Source organism: Pyxidicoccus fallax (assembly GCF_012933655.1).
GTDB lineage: Bacteria > Myxococcota > Myxococcia > Myxococcales > Myxococcaceae > Myxococcus > Myxococcus fallax.
In genome coordinates this window covers 1-15618 of the sequence record NZ_JABBJJ010000298.1, presented here as the reverse complement: position 1 = coordinate 15618, position 15618 = coordinate 1, and the positions used below count along the sequence as shown (strand labels likewise).

The 15618-nt window shown below is 70.6% G+C and carries 13 protein-coding genes and 1 pseudogene; 8 read left to right on the top strand and 6 right to left on the bottom strand.

The genetic code is table 11. From position 1 onward, the window contains the following. On the top strand, positions 1-1526 hold a 1526-nt coding region (locus HG543_RS40805; protein ID WP_169350341.1), incomplete at its 5' end, for a tetratricopeptide repeat protein. Between the two features lie 53 nt (positions 1527-1579). On the opposite strand, the gene HG543_RS40800 is transcribed toward HG543_RS40805, so the two are convergent. Beyond that, a complete protein-coding gene (locus tag HG543_RS40800; RefSeq protein WP_169350340.1) occupies positions 1580-2935 on the bottom strand; it encodes a hypothetical protein in 1356 nt (451 codons plus the stop codon). Between the two features lie 132 nt (positions 2936-3067). Here HG543_RS40800 and HG543_RS56590 point away from each other — a divergent pair, with 132 nt between their 5' ends. Then, positions 3068-7969: an nSTAND1 domain-containing NTPase gene (locus HG543_RS56590; RefSeq protein WP_169350339.1), complete on the top strand. Its 4902-nt coding sequence runs from the start codon at positions 3068-3070 to the stop codon at positions 7967-7969. A 19-nt stretch (positions 7970-7988) separates the two neighbouring features. Continuing rightward, a complete protein-coding gene (locus HG543_RS40790; protein ID WP_169350338.1) occupies positions 7989-9059 on the top strand; it encodes a trypsin-like serine peptidase in 1071 nt (356 codons plus the stop codon). 9 nt (positions 9060-9068) lie between these two features. Here HG543_RS40790 and HG543_RS40785 read toward each other — a convergent pair whose 3' ends face one another. Then, complete coding sequence (locus HG543_RS40785; protein WP_169350337.1) at positions 9069-9446, bottom strand: hypothetical protein; 378 nt, start codon at positions 9444-9446, stop codon at positions 9069-9071. Here HG543_RS40785 and HG543_RS57065 point away from each other — a divergent pair. After that, positions 9376-9867: pseudogene (locus tag HG543_RS57065) on the top strand (helix-turn-helix domain-containing protein); the annotation flags it as partial. The gene HG543_RS40785 and the pseudogene HG543_RS57065 sit on opposite strands and share 71 nt — an antisense overlap. Before the next feature lie 462 nt (positions 9868-10329). On the opposite strand, the gene HG543_RS40775 reads toward HG543_RS57065, so the two are convergent. Further along, the gene (locus HG543_RS40775; RefSeq protein ID WP_169350336.1) at positions 10330-10839 is read right to left on the bottom strand and encodes a DUF2243 domain-containing protein; all 510 of its coding nucleotides are present in this window, start codon (positions 10837-10839) and stop codon (positions 10330-10332) included. Beyond that, positions 10836-11060 (bottom strand): hypothetical protein, encoded by a 225-nt coding sequence (locus tag HG543_RS40770; protein ID WP_169350335.1) that lies wholly within the window; start codon positions 11058-11060, stop codon positions 10836-10838. The genes HG543_RS40775 and HG543_RS40770 overlap by 4 nt, the downstream gene beginning before the upstream one ends. 238 nt (positions 11061-11298) lie before the next feature. On the opposite strand from HG543_RS40770, the gene HG543_RS40765 reads away from it, so the two are divergent. Further along, positions 11299-12081, top strand: coding sequence for an SDR family NAD(P)-dependent oxidoreductase (locus HG543_RS40765; RefSeq protein WP_169350334.1), 783 nt, complete (start codon positions 11299-11301; stop codon positions 12079-12081). A gap of 10 nt (positions 12082-12091) precedes the next feature. Here the strand turns inward: HG543_RS40765 and HG543_RS40760 are convergent, their stop codons facing one another. Then, positions 12092-12718 (bottom strand): hypothetical protein, encoded by a 627-nt coding sequence (locus HG543_RS40760; protein WP_169350333.1) that lies wholly within the window; start codon positions 12716-12718, stop codon positions 12092-12094. Positions 12719-12877: 159 nt separating this feature from the next. On the opposite strand from HG543_RS40760, the gene HG543_RS40755 reads away from it, so the two are divergent. The 3 genes from HG543_RS40755 to HG543_RS40745 are packed head-to-tail and all read left to right on the top strand — an operon-like array spanning position 12878 to position 14682. Beyond that, on the top strand, positions 12878-13540 hold the full coding sequence (locus tag HG543_RS40755) for a DUF2625 family protein (protein ID WP_169350332.1): 663 nt from the start codon (positions 12878-12880) through the stop codon (positions 13538-13540). After that, positions 13537-13878: a hypothetical protein gene (locus tag HG543_RS40750; protein WP_169350331.1), complete on the top strand. Its 342-nt coding sequence runs from the start codon at positions 13537-13539 to the stop codon at positions 13876-13878. The genes HG543_RS40755 and HG543_RS40750 overlap by 4 nt, the downstream gene beginning before the upstream one ends. 18 nt (positions 13879-13896) lie before the next feature. Then, positions 13897-14682: a 2-keto-4-pentenoate hydratase gene (locus HG543_RS40745; protein ID WP_169350330.1), complete on the top strand. Its 786-nt coding sequence runs from the start codon at positions 13897-13899 to the stop codon at positions 14680-14682. On the opposite strand, the gene HG543_RS40740 is transcribed toward HG543_RS40745, so the two are convergent. Then, on the bottom strand, positions 14683-15618 hold a 936-nt coding region (locus tag HG543_RS40740), incomplete at its 5' end, for an alpha/beta fold hydrolase (protein ID WP_211194497.1).

Sequence of the window (15618 nt, the reverse complement as noted above, 5' to 3'; positions counted from 1 at the left end):
TGGCGGCGCGGGTGGGCGGGGTGCTGGATGCGTACGCGAGCACGTGGACGCGGCAGCACACGGAGGCGTGCGAGGCCACGCGGGTGCACGAGGTTCAGACGGAGGAGCTGCTGTCCCAGCGGGTGGTGTGCCTGGAGCGGCGGCGCAAGGATTTGCGCGCGTTGGTGGACGCGCTGGCGAGCGTGGAGCGGCCCGGGGTGGAGAAGGCGCTGGACGCGGCGTACGCGCTGCCCTCGCCGCTGGACTGCGCGGACCTGGAGGCGCTCACCGGCCAGCAGCCTCGCCCGCAGGATCCGGCGAAGCGCGCGGAAGTGGAGTCGCTGGAGGCGGGGCTGGCGGAGGTGAAGGCGCTGCTGGACACGAGCCGCGTTCCCCAGGCGCTGGAGAAGGCGCGCGCGCTGGAGCCGAAGGCGGCGGCCACGGGCTACCTGCCGCTGGTGGCGGAGGCGCGCTTCCACCTGGGCTGGCTCCAGGCGCTGCAGGGAGAGAAGGAGGCGGGCGCGAAGCTGCTGGAGCAGGCCGTCCTCGACGCGGAGGCGGGGCGGGCGGACCGGCTGGAGGTGTCCGTCCTCAACAAGCTCGTCTTCGTGGAGGGCGAGCGCGAGCGCTTCGAGCACGCTCAGCAGTGGGGACGGCTGGGGATGGCGACGGTGAAGCGGCTCGGCGGGGACGCGGTGCTGGAGTCGGACCTGCTGGTGAACCGGGCGAACCTCGCGCTGATGGAGGGCCGGCCCGAGGACGCGCGTGGAGCCTTGGAGGAGGCGTCGGCGCTGCTGGCGAGGACGCTGGAGCCGGGCCACCCCAAGCGGGCGCGGGTGGGCTTCACGCTGGGACGGACGCTGCTGGAGATGGGCGCGTACGCGGGCGCGGTGAAGGTGCTGGAGGAGGCGCTGGCGCAGACGGAGGCGGCGCTGGGGCGCAAGCACCTGGACGTGGCGCGGCGTCACCAGGCGCTGTCCATGGCGCTGCGCGAGCAGAAGGACTTCCCGCGGGCGCTGGAGCACGCGCGGGCCTCGGTGGCCATCCATCGCGAGCTGCTCGGGGACGGGCACGTGAAGGTGGCGGAGGCGCTGGACGAGGAGGGCATGAGCCTGCTCGGGCTCGGGCGCTACGAGGAGGCGCTGAAGGTGTACGAGGCGGCGCTGGCGATGAAGCGCCAGCACCTGGAGCCGGGCGCGGAGGAACTCCAGTACTCGTATGACGGCGTGGGCCAGGCACTGCTGGGGTTGGGGCGCACGCGCGAGGCGCTGGAGCCGCTGCGGCAGGCGGTGAGCTTCGCGGACGCGGAGGAGGACTCGCTGGGCGAGTCGGGTTTCGCGCTGGCCCGGGCTCTCTTCAAGGAAGGGCAGGCCGAGGAGGCGCGGGGGGTGGCGGCGAAGGCGACGGAGCACTTCACCGCCGCTGGCCGCGAGCCGCGCGCGAAGGAGGTCCGCAGCTGGCTGGAGTCGCTGCCCGCCGAGGAAGTGGCCGCGGAGAAACCGGCGAAGAAGTCCTCACGGGTGGTGGTGCGCAAGCGGCGGAAGTAGGCGCGCGGGGGAGCCCACGGTGAAGGCCATGGGCTCCCCGTTGCTACACCGGCTCAGGAGTCGTAGCCGGACTCGCCCACCAGCATGAGCACCTTGCCGGAGCTCGGGTAGTACAGCAGGGTGTAGTCGCGGAACGCGTGGCAGTTGTGGCAGGGAATCTCCTCGGAGCCCATCCACGCCTGGATGGGGCCCGTGCCCGCGAAGGTGTCGAGCGCGGACATGAACGCGGCGCCCCGGGTGCCGCCGCCGAAGTCCACACCGCTCCGGTCGGTAACGTAGCCCCAGTAGAAGTAGGGCAGGTTCATGCCCAGGTCGGTGAGCTGCTGCCACAGCGCCTGGAGGGTGATGGGCGCGGACGGGCACATCGGCGCGACGTAGGCGTCGATGCCGGTGATGGAGGACCAGGAGTAGGGGTTGGAGCCGGCGTTCCAGGCCACGCGCGCGGACTCGAGCGACGAGGCATCAATCTCCGTGAGCGACAGCGGCTGCGGGGGAACCCCGCTGCACGTGTTCGCGTACATGCAGCGGGACACCTCGCGGTAGGTGCCGCACGCCGCGTAGTCCGTCGTGTTCGTGGGCAGCGCGCGGATGCAGTTGTAGGCGGCGAGCTGGCAGGGCGGGGACGGCCACACGTAGTACGGGTCGCCATCGGTGACGGCGAGTTCCGTCACCCGGGCCACCAGCCGCGCCGTCTTCACCGCGCTCGTCCCGTCCGGCAGCGTGGCCGTGAAGGTGAGCGGCGTGGTGTGCGGGTCGATGGCCTGGTACACGGCCGGGTACTGCCAGTCGAGGCGGAAGGTGTCCGCGTCCACGGCGGTCACCACGGGCGTGCCGTCCGGCGCGGTGACGGACAGCGAGCTGACGGCCCCGTCCACCTTGCCGCGGTAGACGAGCACGTCGGTGCCGTTGCGCACGTAGACGGGGTTCACGTTCTCGTCGATGAACAGGGCGCTGGAGCCGCGGAAGTCGAAGAAGCGCGGCGCCACGACGATGCGGGCGTAGTACCGGCGGGGCGAGCCCGTGTTCGTGTCGATGGCGATGAAGAGCGGCAGGCCGGAGAGCACCGAGTTCAGCTCATGGCCCTCGGGGAGGACCACCTCGAAGCGGCGCTCGCTGATGATGTTCGCCTCGCCAAAGGCGTCATCGGGGACGAAGCTGAAGACGTCCTGGAGGTAGCGGTTCGCCGTGGCGCGGATGACGAGCACGCGCCGGCCGTTGCGCTCCTCGAAGGTGCCCAGCGTCTCGAAGCTCAGCGTGTTGTCGCCAATCGCCGCGTCGAGGCGGGTGACGGCCGCGGCGCCGGTGGAAGTTCCAAGCTCCTCCGCCGTGGGCTCGGTGTCCTGGGTGGGGTTGCACGCCGTGGCCCCGAGGGCGAACAGGCAGGCGAGCGTGAGACTGCGAAGCGTCATGGTGGATTCTCCAGGGTGGGGAAGCGCCCGGATTACCACGCCCTCCTGACCTGCCTGCATTTCCACTGTGTCAGTTCCGTCACAACCGGGAGCGGGCCTGGGCCCGGTGCGTGCTAACGTCGCCGCCGGGCGATGAAGGGAAGCGACCTCCGCGACGGCATCGTGCGCGTACTGAGCCGGGACCGGCAGAGCGTCCTCGGCACGGGCTTCCTCGTCTCCGACACGCTGGTGGTGACGTGCTCCCACGTCCTCGACAGCCTCACGGACGGCGAGCGCGGCGCCATCGCGCTGGAGGTGCTTCAGACTCACGAGAAGGTCACCGCGAAGCTGCGGCCCGAGTCCTCCAGCCCGGAGAGCGTGGCGGACTTCGCCGTGCTGGAGCTGAACCGTCCGCTGCGGGGCGCGTTCCGCCCGCTGCCGCTGGGCGAAGCGGCCCGGAGCGCGGACCACCGCTTCACCGCCTTCGGCTTCCCCAAGGGCAACGAGGACACGGGCACCTGGGCGCACGGCACCATCGGCTACGCGACGGGGGAGGGCGCCTTCCGCAAGCTGTTGCTGCTGGAGTCGAACATCCGCGAGGGCTTCAGCGGCGGGCCGCTGTTCGACGAGCAGACGCGGCGCGTGGTGGGCGTGGTGCGCTTCCGGATGGACGGGCAGGGCCTGCGCGAGGCGTACGCGTCGCCTGTGGAATTGCTCGTGGAGCAGTGCCCCGAGCTGCGCACGTCGGAGGACTGTCCGTACCGGGACCTCGCGTCGTTCCGCGAGTCCGACGCCCGCTTCTGGAAGGGGCGCGAGCGCGTGCTGCACGAGCAGCTCCTGCCGCTGCTGAAGAAGCTGCCCCGCTTCGTCGAGGTGTCGGGGCCGTCGGGCTGCGGCAAGTCGTCGCTGCTGTACGCGGGGCTCGTGCCCGCGCTGAAGGAAGGAACGTTCATTCCGGGCAGCGCCCGCTGGGACGTGCGGACCTTCCGTCCCGGGCTGGAGCCGTTCGCGGCGCTGGACAAGGCGGGACTGCCCGCGAGCGCGGACGGAGGGCAGGACCTCGCGAGCCGGCTGCGCCGCTGGCGCTCGGAGCACCCGGAAGCAGAGCAGCGGCTGGTGCTGGTCATCGACCAGCTGGAGGACCTGCTGCTGCGTGGTGGTGGCGCGGAGGAGGAGCACCGCCAGCGCTTCCTCCAGCAGCTTGCGGGCCTGAAGGACGAGGCACTGCCGGTGACGTGCGTGGTGGCCCTGCGCGAGGGCTTCGACGCGCTGCTGTCCCAACGCGCTCCGGCGCTGCGGTCGCTGCTGGGTGAGCACCGGGTGCAGGTGCCCGCGGTGCTCACGCCGGCCGAGCTGCGGGACATCATCGCCGGACCCGCGAGGGAGGTGGGGCTGCGCTTCGAGCCGCCGGAGGTGGTGGAGACCATCGTCCAGGCGGCGCAGCAGGAGTTCCCGGTGGAGACGGGCGCGGGCGCTCGCGCCACGGTGCTGCCGCTGCTGGAAGTCACGATGACGCAGCTGTGGCAGGCGTCGCGGGACGGCGCGGTGACGCTGGAGGCGTTCAACGCCAGCACGGGCCTGTTGGGGATGCTGGCGCGGTGGGCGGACGGCGTCTACGAGACGCTCGGGCCGGCGGAGCGGAAGCTGGCGGACCGGCTGCTGCTGGAGCTCATCCAGTTCGGCGTCGCGGATGACCTGCTGGAGGACAAGGGGCGACGCGTCCCCATCGAGACATTGCGCGAGCGGCTCGGCGGGCAGGCGGAGGTGGACGCGGTGCTGCAGGTGCTGGTGAATGGGCGCCTGCTGGTGACGTCGCGAGATGGGCAGCGGCAGCAGGACACGGTGGAGCTCATCCACGACGCGCTGCTCACGCACTGGAAGCACTTCGCGGACCTGCGGAGCCGGGACCGTGTGTTCCGGCGCTGGTACACGGAGGTGCAGGCGGACGCGGAGCGCTGGGACGCGGTGGCGCGTGCGTCCGGGAGCACGGCGGCGGAGGAACGGCTCCTGCGAGGCTCGGAGCTGGCCACGGCGCGAGACATGCTCGCGGCGCACCCGGGCGAGGTGAGCGCGCTGGCCACGCGCTTCATCACGTGTGGTGAGGAAGCGGAGCGCACCCGGAGACAGGCGGACGAGGAACGGACACGGCGCGAGCAGGTCCTCGCATCCAGGGCAAATCAATACCTCGGGATCGTGGTGGGCCTTGTTGTGCTCAGCCTGCTCCTCAACATGGCGGATTCGCTCTGGTGGAGCCATCGTCCGGGGGATGGAGCGGTGGACGCGGGCAGTGCCGAGCAGGAGGCCCGCGAGCGGGAGGAGCTGAGACGGGACCGCATCGCCGCCGCCGACGAGGTGGTACGGCTCGCGGGTGGACCCGGCCGGGAGGTGGAGTCCCTGGTAAGGGCCATCGCGTTGGCTGGCGCGCGCCTTCCGGGCGTGGACCCCGCGGCGGACGAGACGGTGGGTGCGCTCCATCAGGCGATCTCCGCCTTCCGCTACTCGGTGCCGCTCTCGATGGGCGGCGAGCCTCCGGTCTCATCCGCCCGCGCTCCGGGGGAATCGGCTCCCGCCTCTCCGGAAGAAGAGTCCGCAGTCGTCGCGGCCTTCTCGCCAAGTGAGCGGTACATCGTCACGCGAGGCCTCCTCGCTGGCTCCCGGCGGCTCGTCACACGCGTGTGGGGTGCCATGGATGGAGCCATGCTCGCCGAACTGGACTCGCGCGAGCTCTGCCCTTCCGGCTGCGGCGAGTCAGCCCTCCTGGCCGCTGGGGAATGGGCCCGTACGACGCACGCCTTCAGCTTCTCTCCCCGGGATGCCTCGCTCTGGCTGGGCATGGCGGACGGCCGGCTTGTACGCTGGCACGACCAGTTGTTGCACGAGCCCATCGAGCGACCCCACACGGCGGAAATCACGGCCGTGTCCTTCAACGCGTCCGGAGACCGGGTCCTGACGGCGAGTCTGGATGGCACGGCGCAACTGTGGGACGTGAAGACCCTTAAGCCCCTGGGGCCCCGTTTGAAGCTCCAGGCGGCCTGTGAGCAGGCCGTGCTCTCTCCGGATGGAAGGCACGCCCTGGTCGCAGGGCTGAATCGCACCTGTCTCTTCGAGACGGCCACGGGAAGGTGCCAGCCTTTCGAAAGCGGCGGCACGGGGCCCACGCTGGGGTTCTCGTCTTCCGGAAGGCTGGCGGTCCTGGGAGACAGTCGGGTCAATGGCAGGCTCCTGGTGTGGAACATCCGGTCGAACCGGGAGCACCGCCTGCTCGGGGACGTGGGTGGACACATCTTCATGCCCTTCTTCTCCGAGGACGACTGCTCCGTGACCGGCTTCGACCGGGAGGCCACGTCCGCTCAGCAGCACGAACTCTGCAAGCCCGCCGTGCGCGGCAGGTTCTGGAAGGAGTTCACGACGGAGACGGTCGTCTTCTCCGATGGAAGGCGACTTCAGCAACTGGACCCCGTCGAGTCCCTCAATCTGGACAGCCCCTTCTTCTCCACGCCGCGGCGTCCGTCTCCACCGTTGTTCCTGCTCCGCGCGCGGTTGCATGGGAAGGTCCCCGTGCAGCTCTCTTCGGGAGCGGGAGGGAGCTTCCTCCTGGCCGCGACGGCCTCTGGCCTGGAGCGGCGCACGCGCCACATCGACCGCTGGGTCGAGAGCCAACATGAAAAGCTGGACCTCTCTCCTGACGCCCGATGGAGTGTCTGGCTCAAGCCCGACCAGTCGCCCTCCACGTGGCTCCTGTCACTCTACGATAGGGAACGGTATAGCTCGCGCATGGTGTACCTGGAGGGCTGCAACGCCGGGTCTCGCGATGAATTGACCACTGCCTTCTCCTCGGATGGCCGCCTGGCCGTGGCTTGCGGAGACAAGCTGTGGTTGTGGAACCTCCCGAGCTCGCCAGCGGAGAGCCTCCTCCTTCGGGACGCCCCAGTCATGATGGCGTCTCGGAGCGCGCGCAAGCAGCCCTGGGCCGGGCTCACGTTCTCTCCAGATGGACGCTCGCTCCTGACCACGAGCCAGGAAGATGGAGCGGTATTGTGGTCCGCGGCGGATGGGCGCCCGCGACGCGAACTGGGGCTGGTCCATGAAGCGACCTTTTCCCCGGACGGCCGGCTGCTGCTCGTGCTGGGCGCGGATGGGGTGGCTTCACCGCGGACCGTACGCATCCACGATAGCGAGACTGGAGAGGAGCTCTGCAGGACCCCGGACCTGTCAGGAACGCTGGGTGGCATGCAGGTGTCCTTCAAGGGGGAGCGCTTCCTCATTTCGCGGCATGAAGAGCCCAGCTTCCTGGGCTCGACCCGGGACTGTCAGCGTGTCAGGGAACTGCCACGCCTGACCGACGATGCGGTCGTGCGCTTCTCTCCGGATGGAGGGCGTCTGGTAACCCTCTCCAGGGATGTCACTGGCTCCGGGCTCTGGGACGGCGTGACGGGAGACCGGTTGATGGAGCTGCCACCTGCTGCCCTCTCCCCCGGGGACATCGCCTTCTCACCGGACTCGCGCCTGCTACTGCTCCTCTCCGAGAAGGATGGCGGGCTGGTGGCGTTCGACACCGTCAGGGGGGGGCGAGCACAGATGAATCTCCCCGGTCTTCAAGCCGGGTCGGTGGTGGAGACCTTCGCGTTTACTCCAGACGGCTCCCGGTTCGTTCTCGTTGCTGGCGGGAGCATCCGATTGTTCGAGTTCCCGGGCTGGCGGCAGGTCGAGAGCATCGCCCTGGCGGGAGGCTCGAGGCACCGCCTCTGGTTCGCCGGGGACTACTTCGGGCTGACAGGAAATGAGCTGCCCAGCCTGCAGCTCTGGTCCGCTCGTGACGGTCGACGAATCACGACGCTCCATGGCGCGATGACCTGGGGAGAGGTGCGGTCGAGCCCGAAGGGAGACCGAATCGTGACGTTCGACGCGGAAGAAACCCGGTTCTTCTCGCTGAGACGGAACGAGTTGCTGCGGGACGCCTGCGCCTTGATGGCGAACCGGCCCGAGTACTCACGGGTCCGCGAGTATTGCGCATCGTCCACGGACCTGAAGTCCGCGGAAACTCCAACCCCGTGAGCACTGCGAAGGAGCCCCCATGCCAGCAGATGAGCGAAGCCGCGCACTGATGCACCGGGCCGCACGGACGCTCCCGAACGTGTCCCGGGTGCGTCAGGCCCTGAACCCCGCGGGCGTGGACGCGCTGGTGGAGGCGCACTTCCCTCCGACGTGGCGCATCCCCACGGCCCTGGTGGGCAAGGCGGACCGTGCCTCCCTCCGCCAGGAACTGCGCGCCCTGCTGGAGACAGGCGCCCACGTCCTGGAGCGGCTGGAGCAGCAGGGCGAAGACGCTCCCATCGAAGCCGCCGAGCAGACCGCGCTCGAAACCGTGGTCGCCTTCTTCGGACGCCCCGCGCTGCGCGTCCGCAACGGGAGCTTCGGCACTCCGCCCGTGGGCTGGGAGCGACTCGAGAACCACCGCGAGGGCATCGAGGCGACCATCGAATCGACGGGCCGCATCGAGCTCGCTGGCGTGGGGATGCTCGGCACGGGCTTCCTCGTCGCCGAGGATGTGGTGATGACCAACCGCCATGTGGCCGTGGCCTTCAGCCGGGAGCGGGGCGCGGGCTGGTCCCTGATGCTGGGCGTGGCTCCCCGCATCGACTGGCTGGGTGAACACGAGCGCGACGTGCAGGCGGTTCTCTCCATCCAGGACGTCATCGCCATCCACCCCGAGCACGACCTCGCGCTGCTGCGCCTGGGCCCGGCGCGGGGACAGGCGCCGCGTACGCCCCTGCGGCTCGCGGCGACGAAGCCCGACACGACCGCTCCTCGCGCCGTCTACACGGTGGGCTACCCGATGAAGGACCACACGAACACGCCGCCGGAGGTGCTGCTGCGCTACTTCGAGAATGTCTTCGGCGTGAAGCGGCTCCAGCCGGGCGAGCTGCTCTCCGTCGACCCGGACGTGAAGCAGCTCGCCCATGATTGTTCGACGCTGGGCGGCAGCTCGGGCTCACCCGTCGTGGACCTGGAGTCGAACACCGTCATCGGTCTGCACTTCGGTGGCACCCGGGAGCAGAACCGCGCCGTGGCCCTGTGGCAGCTCTCGGATGACGTCCTCCTCGCGCGAGCCGGCGTGCGCTTCACGGACGGCGCCGTTCGCTGAAGGTGCGGACTACGGCGCGAGGAAGTCCTCGAACGCGACGTCCTCACCCGTCCCGTCCAGCAGGCAGAAGACGGCGTAGGCGAAGCTGTGGAGGAAGCCCGAGAGGAGCTCCTGCTCCTCCGCGCTGATGAGGTGGTTCCCCTGGAGCATTCCACCGGGTTCCAGCGCCCAGGCGCGCCCGAGGTGGATGATGGCGAGGAGCGCGCCCATCAAGCCGCGCTCGACCTGTGGCTGCTGAAGAAGGGGCGCGGCCGCGCGAAGAGCCCCTTCGAGGTCGGCGAGCACCTCGCGCCTCACGCCACCAAAAGGCCTCAACATGCCGAGGAACGCCTCGGATTCAGGCCCCGCGTGGAACTGGATGCGCTCCGCTGCTTCCTCTGGCGACATGTCGGCCGACGCTACTCCGAACCCGGTGAGGGTCCGCGCGTCTCCAGCAACAACCGGGAACCGCGAGCACCCGCCGCCCGCCGCCGCCCAGGGCTGGAACGGAGCGACGGAGCGCGAGCCGGATGACCCACCAGGTCCTCCCCGGGCGCGGGCCCCACCCTCCCTGGCATGTCAGCCCCCTCCGGTAGAAGGGTCGTCGTGGAGGAATGATTCCTCCAGCGAGAGGGCGGCCCGGGGGATGGGGATGAGGACGTGGACCTCGATGGGGATGTGGGGCCTGGAGAACCTGGACGAGGTGTCGCTGCGCGAGTCGGCGGCGGCGCTGGCCGAGCGCGGCTACGGCCACGTGCGCGCCGAGGAACTGGCGCGGGCGGGGGGCATGTCGGTGGGCAGCTTCTACCGGAGCTATGGCAGCAAGGCGGGCTTCGCCCGGCAGGTGCGCGAGTGGGCCGAGGGGGAGCTGTGCCGCATCGCACGCGGGTACCTCGAGCTGGAGCGGCTGGAGGGAGGCTTCCGCGAGGCCTTCGACAACTTCTGGGAGGCGTTGACGTGGTGCGCGACGCGCAAGCCGGAGCTGTTCCACTTCACCTTCATGCACTGGCACCCGGACTCGCTGGAGCCGGAGGCGTTGGGCACTCAGGCTCGGGAGCTGGTGCGGGAGGTGCTGGCGCAAGGTGAGCATGAGGGATCGCTGGCGCCCGGAAGCGTGCAGGTGGGCGAGGGGCTCATCTGGGGAGCGCTGGCGGAGCTGGTGCGGGCGGTGGCGCGGGGAGACGAGCAGGGCGCGCTGGAGAACATCCAGCCCATGGGGCGGGTGCTCTGGAAGGCGCTCGTGGCCGAGGAGGGCCCCGGCCCCCGGGGCACGGGGACACCTCGTCCGGAATCAATGGGCCCCGAGGGGCTCTCCCCGGATGGCGCCCCGGACGGTCCGCTCGCGACGTCCGCCGCGGGCGATGAGCCAGCCGGCAATCATCAGCAGGGCGCCGAAGATGAGGAAGCCCATGTCCCACTCGAACTGATACCGGCCCGGGTTCACGTGGTGCAGGCCCAGCAGCTGGTGGTCGATGACGCCCTCGACGAGGTTGAACAGCCCCCAGCCGCCGAGCATGGCTCCGGTGAGGTTGCGCGAGGACCACGGCACGTCGGGGCGCCGGCCCGCGCGGAACAGCATCATCACGCCGGCCAGCGTCATCATCCACGTGAAGGCGTGGAAGAGGCCATCCCAGAACATGTTCACCTTGGCGCTCACGAGGTCATCGGGAGGCAGGTGGCTGGAGAGCATGTTGTGCCACTGGAGTATCTGGTGCAGGAGGATGCCGTCGAAGAAGCCCCCCAGTCCCACGCCCAGCAGCACGCCCGCGGACAGCAATGGGCCCCGATTCAACGCTCTCATCCGAGTGGCTCCTCTCCAGGAAGTGTCCGCGGCCGCACGCGGTACAGCACGGCCACCACGAGCAGGATGACGAGGAAGGGCAGCACGGTGAGGGCGAGCCGGCCCCAGAAGTGCTCGTCGAAGATGCCGGCCTGGACCGCAGGGCGGCACGTGGTGCACGCGAGCGCCGCCGGTGAGGCGAGCAGGGACATGACGAAGACGGTGACCGCGACCCCCCTCATGCGCTGCACCCCCCTGGGTGGGCAGGCGCGTGCCGCGCGTGCCGTGTGGCGGGGCTCCCCCCGTGGACGCTGGGAAGCTCGCCACCGGCGAACACGCCAGCAAGGGTGCGGCGGCGCTCCGTCGAGGGGCTCGCCGGCTCGCCTGGTGCAACCCGGTGGCGTCCGCAACCCCTGATGGAAGTCCTCCCGTCACGCCCGCCGGGCCGCTCGGCTATAACGGGGGCGAGGAGGGAACATCATGTCGCGCAAGGTGGCGCTCATCACCGGAGCCTCCGCGGGTCTCGGAGAGCAGTTCGCGCAGTGCTTCGCCCGGGACGGGCACGACGTCATCCTGGTGGCGCGCGGCGCCGGGAAGCTGGAGGCGCTCGCTGCGCGGCTGGAGAAGGACCACGGCGTGACGGCCCACGTGCTGCCCGCGGACCTCGGCCAGCCCGACGCCCCCCAGCGGCTCTTCGACGCCGTGCGCGAGCGGGGGCTGGCGGTGGACTTCCTCGTCAACAACGCGGGCTTCGGCTCCACCGGCGCGTTCCTCGACCAGGACCTCGCGCGCGAGGCGGAGATGGTGGAGGTCAACTGCACCGCGCTCCTGAAGCTGGCGCACCTCTTCGCCCGCCCCATGCGCGAGCGCGGCTTCGGGCGCATCCTCAACATCGCGTCCACCGCCGGCTTCCAGCCCGGGCCGTACATGGCCACGTACTTCGCCACCAAGGCCTTCGTGGTGTCCTTCTCGGAGGCGCTGGCGCACGAGCTGAAGGGCACCGGCGTGACGGTGACGTGCCACTGCCCGGGCGCCACGCACACCGAGTTCGCCCAGCGGGCCGGCAACGCGAAGACGCGCCTGTTCCAGCGGCCTGGTGTGGCGAAGGCGCCGGACGTGGCCGCCGACGCCTACGCGGCGATGATGCGAGGCCGCGTGCTCGCGGTGCACGGCGTCCTCAACTGGCTGGGGGCGGTGATGGTGCGCTTCAGCCCGCGTTTCGCGGTGCGCTCCCTCGCCGCCTCCCTCAACCAGCAGGCCTGAGCGCGCGGCGTCAGTTGAACGTCGCGGTGAAGAACACCATCGCGTTGACGACGTTCCAGTCCACCACGTCGTCCTGCTCCGGGATGCGGGCGAAGGCGACCTCGGCGCCGATGCCCAGGCCCCAGTTGTCGCTCACCCACCACTCCTTGCCGATGCCCAGGTGCAGCGCGCCGCCGATGTCCGTCTCGGCGACGGTTTCGCCGTCCTCGTTGACGCTGAGCTGGGCGAAGGAGAGCGCGCCCGACAGGTACACGTTGGCGGGCATGATGTAGTACGCGATGCCCGCGCCCAGCGCGCCGACGTTCTGGCTCGTGTCCTCGTTCCGGCCCTCGACGGTGATGTCCCCCACCTCGATGTCCGGGTTCGGAGCGGACGTGCCGTAGAGCTTGCCGTAGAGGATGAAGTTCTCGAACAGCGCGCCACCAAACTCCGCGTTGATGGCGGCGGCGCCGCCCTTGACGGCGAAGTCCTCGTCGGCCACGCCCGCGTGGGTGTAGCCGCCGCCCAGCTGGAGGCGCAGGTAGAAGCCGTCGTGCTGGTGCACGCCGTCGTCACGGTAGTTCCGGCCTCTCCGCTCCCGGGCACTGGCCACCGTCGCCGTCAGGAGCACTGCCGCGATAATCCAAGTGTGTCGCATGAAGAGGGTCCTCGAAGCTGATGGCCCGCTCCGGCCGCGGGCGGTAGGCGTTATGCGCTACGACGGCGGGTGCTGGCCAGTATTCACGGGTGTGGGTTGCGCCCGTCGGCATGCATACAAGGTCCCCGGACGCCGGGCGTCTCGGATAGCCTCCCACCCATGACGAAGACCCTGGACGAGCTCATCAACGCGAAGGAGCCCGGCTGGCCGGTGGTGCGCGAGTGGCTCGACGGCGCGAACAAGCCCGTGGAGGTGCTCGACGTGTCACCGCGGCGCGGGGCCGAGGTGCTGCTCGCGCTCCAGGTGACGACGCGCTCGCCGATGGGCGCCATCGCGTTCCAGACGGGCGGGCTGCTGGTGGACCATGGCTGGGTGCGCATCCTCGGTGGGGGCTGCGCGCGCATGGAGGGAGACCTCGCGCGGTGGAATGGGCTGGGCGGCCGGCCCCTCGTGGAGCCTTTCAATGGGGCCATGCTGGTGGCGCACGACGTGCTGGGTGGCTTCTTCGCGCTGGACGGCGGCGCGCTCGGCGAGGGCCGCGGGGCGGCGTACTACCTCGCGCCGGACACGCTGGAGTGGGAGCGGCTCGTGGACAGCTACTCGGAGCTGGTCGCCTTCCTCCTCACCGGGGACCTGGCAAAGTTCTACGAGGACTTCCGCTGGCCGGGCTGGGAGAAGGACGTGGCCGCGCTGTCCCCGGACCGGGGCTACAGCTTCGTGCCGCCCCTGTTCGCGCGGGACGAGGGCCCGGGGCGCGAGCGCCGGGACGTGCCCATGGTGGAGCTGCTGGGAATGAATCTCGAGCTGGCGGACGCGACATGAAGGCCCGCCTCAAGGCCGGGCTGGGCGTGGCCCTGCGGAGTCTGCTCGTCGGAGGAGGGACGCTCGGGGGCAGCCTCGTGCTGTCCGGGCTGTGGCTGATGGTGGGGTTGCTCATCGCGGGCAAGGCGACGGGCGCGCGCGCGGGCATCGGGATGATGGTGACGCTCGTGCTCACCGCGGCCACGTTCCTGGCGGGCATCGCCGTCGTGTACCGGGGAATGGGCCGGGTGTTCACCGTCCAGAAGGCCCGGCTGCTGGGCACGGGCGTGTATGCCGTCATCGCGCTCGCGGTGCTGGCGACGCTGGGCTTCATGACCGTAGTGGCTTTCAACCGCTAGACAGAGAGAGGGAAGGGGATGACCGCGACCGTGGACCACCAGGAGCTTGCCCGCGCGCTGGACGCCGCGAGGCTGGAGCGCCGCGAGGTGGCGCCGCTCACCCGCGAGGTGCCGCAGCTGTCGCTGCCGGACGCCTACGCCATCCAGGAGGCCGGCATCCGGCTGCGCCTGTCCCGGGGCGAGCGCGTGGTGGGGCTGAAGATGGGCCTCACCTCCGAGGCCAAGCGCCGGCAGATGAACCTGGACTCGCCCGTGTACGGCGTGCTCACGGACCGGATGCAGGTGCCGGCGGACGGCGTGGTGCGGCTGTCCGAGGGCATCCACCCGAAGATTGAACCGGAGATTGCCTTCCGCATCGGCCGCGAGCTGAAGGGAAAGGTGACGCGCGACGAGGCGCTGGACGCGTGCGTGTCCGTCTTCGCGGCGATGGAAATCCTCGACTCGCGCTACCGCGACTTCAAGTACTTCTCCCTGCCGGACGTGGTGGCGGACAACTCGTCGTCGTCGCTGTTCGTGCTGGGCACCGCCGAGCACCCGCCGCGCGCCATGGACCTGACGCGGCTGGAGATGAAGATGTCCGTCAACGGCGAGGTCGTGCAGGCGGCGCGCTCGGACGCCATCTCCGGCGACCCGGTGGTGTCCCTCCTCCAGCTGTGCGAGCTGCTGGCCGAGCGCGGACAGGTGCTGCCGGCCGGGAGCATCGTCCTGGCGGGCGCGGCCACCGCCGCGCACATGCTGAAGCCCGGAGACCGCGTCCAGCTCACGGTGGAGGGGCTGGGCTCGGTGGCGGTGTCGGCCGCGTAGTCAGGGCTGGGCCTCGCCGCGCGCCTCCAATTCGTAGAGGTAGCGGCGGATGAGCTTCACCACGGCCTCGGGCGAGTTGAAGTTGAGCGTGTGGCCGGCGCCGGGCACCTCCTCCAGGCGGCCCTGGGGGAGGCTCTTCACCAGCGCCTCGGCCTGGGCGCGCGGGACGACGCGGTCCTTCTCTCCGCGCGCCACGAGCACGGGCGTGCGGATGTGGGGCAGCTTGTCGGTGGGGACGTCCTGGCGGGCGGTGCGCACGGCGCGCAGCGCGCGGAGGACGCCGAAGGTGCGGTAGTCCTGCGCGAGGATGACGCCGAGCGAGGCGGGCTCGCGCACGCCGTCCATGAGCCGGCGCACCATCTGCGCCGGCGTGCCTCGGTGCCTCGTGTCCAGCGACGGGCCGAGCAGCACCAGGGGCCCGCAGCGCTCCGGGTAGCGCGAGGCGAAGTCCACGGCGAACTGGCAGCCGGAGGAGTTGGCGACGAGGGCGGGACGCTCGAGTTCGGCCTCGTCCATCCACGCGGCGAGCGAGTCCGCCAGCCCGGCGACGTCCAGCGGACGGCGCGGCTTCTCGCTGCGGCCGAAGCCCGGCAGGTCCGGCGCGTACACGCGGAAGTACGGCGCCAGTCCCATGGCGGTGGGCACCATGTACATGCTGGAGGCCACGAGGCCATGGAGGAGGACGACGCTCCACGCGCGCCCCGGCACCGGCTGCGCGGACACGCGCGTGTGGATGCGAAGGTCGTTCACCCGATGCCAGGTGCTGCGCAGCGCGCCAATGGGCATGCCGCCCAGCGCTTCCAATCCCCGGCGGCTTCCCGCGCGCTCGGCGAGACGCAGACTCGTGTGTGCCAGCAGGCCCATACCGCTCCCTGGGAGAAAGAGGTCCGCCAGGAAGGTAGCCCCCGAGTCGCACCCAGGCAGCCGGACGACCCC